The sequence below is a fragment of the Frankia sp. CeRuru1 genome, from assembly GCF_977966315.1.
On the sequence record NZ_CDWWEW010000322.1, the window covers coordinates 1 to 6004 of the forward strand.

Genomic DNA, 6004 nt, shown 5'->3' on the forward strand with positions numbered 1-6004 from the left:
GCTGGCACGACATGAGTGATCCGGGGGAAGAGGTAGATCACCGCCAGACCGGCGGCGATCATTGAATAGACCACCCAGGTCTCACCCGCAATATGAGGAAGCTGCGCGAGAAAGATGAGGATCGCGAGCGCGTTGACGAATCCGACCATGACCGGACGCGGCACGAAACGCATCAGCCGGCCTGCCCCGACCAGCCCGAGAATTATCTGTACGACGCCGGTCACGACCGTCGTCGCGAAGAGGTACTCGACCCCGTGATCCCGGACGAGCGGCACCATGACGAGCGCCATCGACGCTGTTGCCGCCGAGATCATCGCTGGGCGACCGCCCGCGATCGCAATGATCACTGCCATCGAGAACGAAGCGTAAAGACCCACCTTGGGATCCACCCCGGCGATGACCGAGAACGAGATCGCCTCAGGAATCAGGGCCAGGGCGACCACCAGACCAGCCAGCAGATCCGCGGTGGGACCCGCCAGCCATGCCGCTTTGAAACGTCCCCAGACTGCGTCCCGACTAAAGCCAAAAAACGGCACGATTACTCCTCGCCTGCAAGGGGGCACTCGTCGGCAGGCGAAGCCGGATGATGGCGGGTTGCCGACCAGGGCAGTGGGGATCGGTTCCGTTGGCGACGTGACTCCATCCACATACATCCAACTCTAACGTAACGGTAGGGTTGGCCGAATTGTCGGCTCGCACGACGTCGCGGACACCGACACCCTCGACCTGCCCGCAGCACGCCGGGCCGTCATCGACGCCCCGCCGTCTCTCCACCGATCCGGCCGCCTTCTCACACCAGCAGCCGAGTTTGGTCGCGGGTTGCCGGAGAACGAGACGTGGGTAGAGTCCCTCGCCGTCCTCGACCGCCCGGTGACTGCCAAGCCCCGGCTGGAGCGCCTGTTCGCCGAAGAATCCATCTTCGAGTGAGCGGCTACTCGGCCCCCAGACCAATCACTGCCTCCGACGACCTGTCGGCCTTCGACAGCGGTGAGCCCTCACTCGACGACTGGCTGCGCCGACGCGCTCTGGGTAACCAGGAGGGGAGTCCGGCTGAAGCTGCCGTGCCAGACAGCCTGGGCACCACTGTCGCCGATCCGGTAGACCTGCACGACCGAACCGGCGGCGGCGACAAGGCTGAGCACGGCGAGAACCGCCACGAGCAGCGTCCGGCCGGAACCGGTCGCGGTGCGCGCCGGAGCTGTTTCCGTTCCGGTGGCGGCCGAGCGGCGTGCAAGCACCCACGGCACCACGGCCGCGACGAACAGCCCGGCGGCCCAGGGCAGCAGGGTGTCGCCGAGTTCGGCGTGCCGGCGGACCAGCTCGTTCGAGGGCACGCGTGCCTCGAGCCACTCCCCCGCATGGGTGGTGAGCGGCACGCTCACCAGCGCGACCAGAGCAACTAGCGGGGTGATGACGCCCAGCCGGCGCCGCGCCGCCGGCCACACCGCGGACAACACCACCAGCATCGCCGCCAGCGGCACGAGGATGACAACCACATGCACGAGCAAGACGTGCGCCGGCAGTCCGTTGATCTCCGTTGGCCCCACGGTCGCCCCGATCGTCATCTCGCGATGTCCGCACCACGAGCCGTCACAGACAGAGAAATCCACCCCGGATTACGACAGAGGTAGTAGAAATATTACTGCTACCAGAAATATTACTGCTACCTCTGTCATAGACGAAACGGGGCGGCTAGGTACGCACCGCGCCCAGGGCGAGGCCTGAACGCCGGGGTGCCGGGGGCCGGGGCGGTCTCCCGCAGGGTGCGATAGACCTCGTCGAACTCGCGCACCGCCCGGACGCGCCGGTGCGGCGCGAGCATCCGGTGCAGCAGCCACCGCCGCTCGGCTGTGCGCGCGGAGTTCACCCTGGCATCCAGCCGGGCCGTCGGTGGCCCCCGGTGCCGGGCCGGCCGACGGGCCGGCCACCCAGAGGGTCAGGAGATCTCGGCGAGCCCGGCGACCCGCGGAATCACCTTTTCACCGAGTATGTGCAGAGGCTCGACGTGCCAGACGTCGCGCACGCCACCGAGAACCGCCTGGACACCGAGTTCGGCCAGGTCGTTCAGCTCGTCGAGAATCCTCTCCACATTCTCCCCCCTCGCTCCGACGTCAAAGGAGAAGACCACGGTCTTGAGGATGTCGTCGTAGTTCCGACCCTCGCGTTCACAGTGTTCGCGCAGCACCTGGAGCTTGCGCGCCAGATCGGGACCGGGAAAGAGGTTGCACGCCTGTGCGTACCGGGCGACGAGACGCAGCGTCTTCTTTTCGCCACCCCCACCGATCAGGATGGGTGGATGCGGCCGCGTCAGCGGCCGCGGCGAATTCAGTGGACGGGCCAACTGGTAGTACCGGCCGGAGAAGGGGCTCTCGTCACCGCTCCACATCCGCAGGCAGATCTGCAGCGTCTCCTCGAGCCGTTCGAACCGCTCGGCCAGCGGCGGGAACGGCAGACCGAGACCGACCGCCTCCTGTTCGTACCAGGCGGCGCCGATGCCCAGCCAGGCTCGCCCGCCGGAGAGCACGTCCAGCGTCGCGACGATCTTCGCCAGGGCGCCGGGCTCCCGGTAGACCGTCCCGGTGACCAGGGTCAGCAGCTTCGCGCGGCGGCTGTGGGCGGCCAGGAAACCCAGCGTCGGGTACGCCTCCAGCATATCGTTCTCGGCCGGACCGACCATCGCGATCTGGAAGAAGTGGTCCATGACGGCCAGGTAGTCGAATCCGACCGTGTCCGCCACGCGGACCACCTCGGCCAGATCCTCCCCGAGCCGCCCGGAACCGTGCGGGGAGGTGAAGTCGGGTAGTTGCAGACCGATCCGCATGTGCGCTCCTCCCCCGCCTCCAGCGCGGGAAGTGGGACATGACCGACATTTTCCTACCATGTCTCGCGACGGCAGCCTCCCGCCGCAGTGACCACGATCGGGCCGCCCTGACGTGATGAGTCGACGACACGGCCACGCCTGCGCACGGTCACCCCACCTGAACCCAACGCCACACCAGCAAATCGCGACAAATTTTTGCATATAAATGACAAGAGACCAAGATGTACGAGAATGTAGGCATGCCCGGCCAAGCCTCCGTCATGATGGTCACATGAGGCCCGAGTGGCGGGACCTCCGGGGTGTCCGTACCCTTTCCCTCGACGGAGGTAGCCCTGTCCCTCCCGCACGACCGGTCGCCACCGGCGGTGGTCGATTACCGGGCCTGCGGGGTCGGCACCATGGCCGCACCGGAGAGGGGCCGGAGGGGGAGCCGCCACCATCGCCCGCCCACGGCACACCCATGAAAGATCATCTTTTTCGGCGAACCGGCCGGCAAGGCGGCCGCCGGTGCCGCGGGTGTCGTCGCCGCGGCACCGGGCGATGGCCGTCGGCACGATGCCGGGCACGTGCGCAGGCTCCCACCACTCTGCGGGGGGATGACCGGTTGACCGCCTCTCCCCCTCCCCCGCGCCGGTTCCGTCTGATCCGGGCCGCCCAGCTCGTCCTGATCGTCGCCACGGTCTACCTGTCCGTCTCCGCGTTCGTCACCGTGCCCCGCATCGGCAACGAGACCGGGTCGCTGCGTTACGGCGTCGCCCTCGGCTCGGGCCTGATCTGCCTGTCGCGGGCGGTGTTGATCCGCGGCGAACGCCTGCCCTGGGCGCTGCTCGGCACCGGGCTCGTCAGCTACGGATGCGCGACGATCTACTACAACACGGCGGTCGCCGGCCGGCAGGACGACGACCTCGGGCCGTCGCTGGCCGATCTCGGCTGGCTGCTCTTCTATCCGGCGTGCTATGTCGCCGTCATCCTCCTGCTACGCAGAAGAGTGCTCCGGCTGCACACGAGCGTCTGGATGGACGCGCTCGTCGGCCTGCTCGGCGTAGCCGCGCTGACCAGCGGCATCGGCGTGGCGATGGCGAACTCGTATCCGCGCTACAGCGCGTGGACGATGACGGTGAACCTGATCTATCCGCTCGCCGACCTGCTGCTGATCCTGCTGATCGTCACAGTGTTCAGTCTGCTGGGCTGGCATCCCGGCCGGATGTGGTGGCTGCTGGGCATCGGGCTGGTGGGCTTCGCGATAGCCGACTCGCTCCTACTGGTCAGCGTCACCACGGACAGGGACCCCGGGTCCGGCCTCCTCAGCACGCTGTGGCTGTTCTCGGTGCTCATGCCGGCCCTGGCCGCCTGGCAGCGACCGCGCTGGCACCCACCGGCCAAGATGTCCGGCTGGGGCGTCATCGCGGTCCCGCTGGTGCTCACCGTGATCGCGCTCGGTCTGCTCGTCCTCGGCGCCGCGGTCCAGCTGCCAAAGATCACCGTTGGGCTCGCCGCGGCCACGGTGCTGACGGCACTGGCCCGCGCCGCGTTCACCTTCATCGAGGTCCAGCAGCTCGCCGAGAGCAAAGCGCTGGCCCGCACCGACGAGCTGACGGGCCTGGCGAACCGGCGTGGCTTCATCGAACGGCTGACGAAGGCCGAGCAGCACGCCACCGGGGTGGACACCTTCGCACTCCTCCTGCTGGACCTTGACCGGTTTAAGGAGATCAACGACTCGCTGGGGCATCAGGTGGGCGACGCGCTGCTGGCGCAGGTCGGAACCCGTATCTCCGACGCCCTGCGTCCCGGCGACCTGCATGCCCGCCTGGGCGGCGACGAGTTCGCGGTCCTGCTCGAACACTCGGACATCGAGGCCGCGAAACGCGTCGCCGACCGGGTGCTGGCCGTGCTCGACGATCCCTTCGACGTCGGCGGGGTGACCCTGCACGTCGGCGCGAGCATCGGCGCCGCCGTGTACCCCGACCACGCCGAGGACGCCCACACCCTGCTGCAGCGCGCCGATGTGGCCATGTATGCCGCGAAGTCGGGCCGCACCGGCGTGGAGTCCTACCGTCCCGGGTCCGACGTGAACAGCCTCGTCCGCCTCGACATGATCGAGTCCCTACGCGCGGCGCTCGGCACCGGCCAGCTGGAGGTGCACTACCAGGTCAAGGTCGACCTCGATTCCGGGCAGGCGAACGCCGTAGAGGCCCTGGTCCGCTGGCGGCATCCCCGCCGCGGCCTGCTCGGGCCAGAGGAGTTCGTCCCCCTGGCCGAACAGGCCGGTTTCATCCGGATGCTGACCATCGAGGTGCTGGAGACCGCCCTGGGCCAGTGCCGGCAGTGGCACTCCGCCGGATTCGACGTCGCGGTGGCGGTGAACCTGTCCGCCTCGGACCTGCTGGACCGTGGCTTTCCCGAACAGGTCAGCGGCATGCTCTCCGGCTTCGGGCTGAGCCCGACGGCACTCGAGCTGGAGATCACCGAGACCACGTTGATGCTCGACCGGGTCCGCACGGCCGCCGTACTCGGGGAGCTGCGCGACCTGGGGATCGGAATCGCCGTCGACGACTACGGCACCGGGTACTCCTCCCTGGCCAGGCTCTGGGAGCTGCCCGTCGACGTGCTGAAGCTGGACAAATCATTCATCCAACGCATGGAGGTCGACGGCCGGGCCGAGGCGATCGTCCGTTCGACGGTTGGACTCGCCCACGCGCTCGGCCTGCGCATCGTCGTCGAGGGCGTGGAGACCGCCGGGGCGATGCGGATGCTGCGGGATTTCGGCTGCGACCTGGCTCAGGGCTATTTCCTCGGCCATCCGGGCCCATCCGAGCAGGTGACCGAGCAACTGCGGCGACGGGCGCCGTCGGCTGGCATGATCGATCCGGAGACGATCGGCCGGACGGAGGAATGTCCCGGCGATCTCTCCCCGACGATGGAGAGTGCCGTGCTGAACGCCCCAGTCACCCCGGATCGGACGCCGGCGGTCAAGTCGTGGCGCTGACGGCGCCGCCCCGCGATCTCGGCCCCACCGTATGGGACGGGCTCTCGCTGCTGACCAGCCCACGCCAGGCCCCGGTCGCCGTCGGCGGTGAGCTGGATCCGGCGACGTTGATCGGCGCCTACCGGGCCGGTGCCTTCCCTTGGCCGGCGAGCGAGGCCGACGGCGGCGGCGAGGCTCACGGGGACGACGAGAGCGGC

5 protein-coding genes and 1 pseudogene are annotated in these 6004 nt (G+C 68.5%); 2 read left to right on the forward strand and 4 right to left on the reverse strand.

Going from position 1 to position 6004, the window contains the following annotated elements; translation table 11 throughout:
* From AC08OP_RS19205 to AC08OP_RS19220, 4 genes are all read right to left on the reverse strand, one after another.
* On the reverse strand, positions 1 to 536 hold a 536-nt coding region (locus AC08OP_RS19205; RefSeq protein WP_476615456.1), incomplete at its 3' end, for a SulP family inorganic anion transporter.
* A 459-nt stretch (positions 537 to 995) separates the two neighbouring features.
* The gene (locus tag AC08OP_RS19210; RefSeq protein ID WP_462186637.1) at positions 996 to 1565 is read right to left on the reverse strand and encodes a hypothetical protein; all 570 of its coding nucleotides are present in this window, start codon (positions 1563 to 1565) and stop codon (positions 996 to 998) included.
* A gap of 107 nt (positions 1566 to 1672) precedes the next feature.
* The gene (locus AC08OP_RS19215) at positions 1673 to 1867 is read right to left on the reverse strand and encodes a hypothetical protein (RefSeq protein WP_476615457.1); all 195 of its coding nucleotides are present in this window, start codon (positions 1865 to 1867) and stop codon (positions 1673 to 1675) included.
* A gap of 69 nt (positions 1868 to 1936) precedes the next feature.
* Entirely contained in the window at positions 1937 to 2821 is an 885-nt protein-coding gene (locus AC08OP_RS19220) for an LLM class F420-dependent oxidoreductase (RefSeq protein WP_476615458.1), read from the reverse strand.
* Positions 2822 to 3425: 604 nt separating this feature from the next.
* Between AC08OP_RS19220 and AC08OP_RS19225 the strand changes: the two genes are divergently transcribed.
* A complete protein-coding gene (locus AC08OP_RS19225; protein WP_476615459.1) occupies positions 3426 to 5807 on the forward strand; it encodes a putative bifunctional diguanylate cyclase/phosphodiesterase in 2382 nt (793 codons plus the stop codon).
* Positions 5798 to 6004 (forward strand): annotated as a pseudogene (locus tag AC08OP_RS19230) (leucyl/phenylalanyl-tRNA--protein transferase); the annotation flags it as partial. The gene AC08OP_RS19225 and the pseudogene AC08OP_RS19230, both read left to right, overlap by 10 nt.

Bases quoted from the DNA above. Each gene is read 5' to 3' on its own strand.
- AC08OP_RS19220 (WP_476615458.1), bottom strand. From the start codon at position 2,821: ATGCGGATCGGTCTGCAACTACCCGACTTCACCTCCCCGCACGGTTCC.
- AC08OP_RS19210 (WP_462186637.1), bottom strand. From the start codon at position 1,565: ATGACGATCGGGGCGACCGTGGGGCCAACGGAGATCAACGGACTGCCG.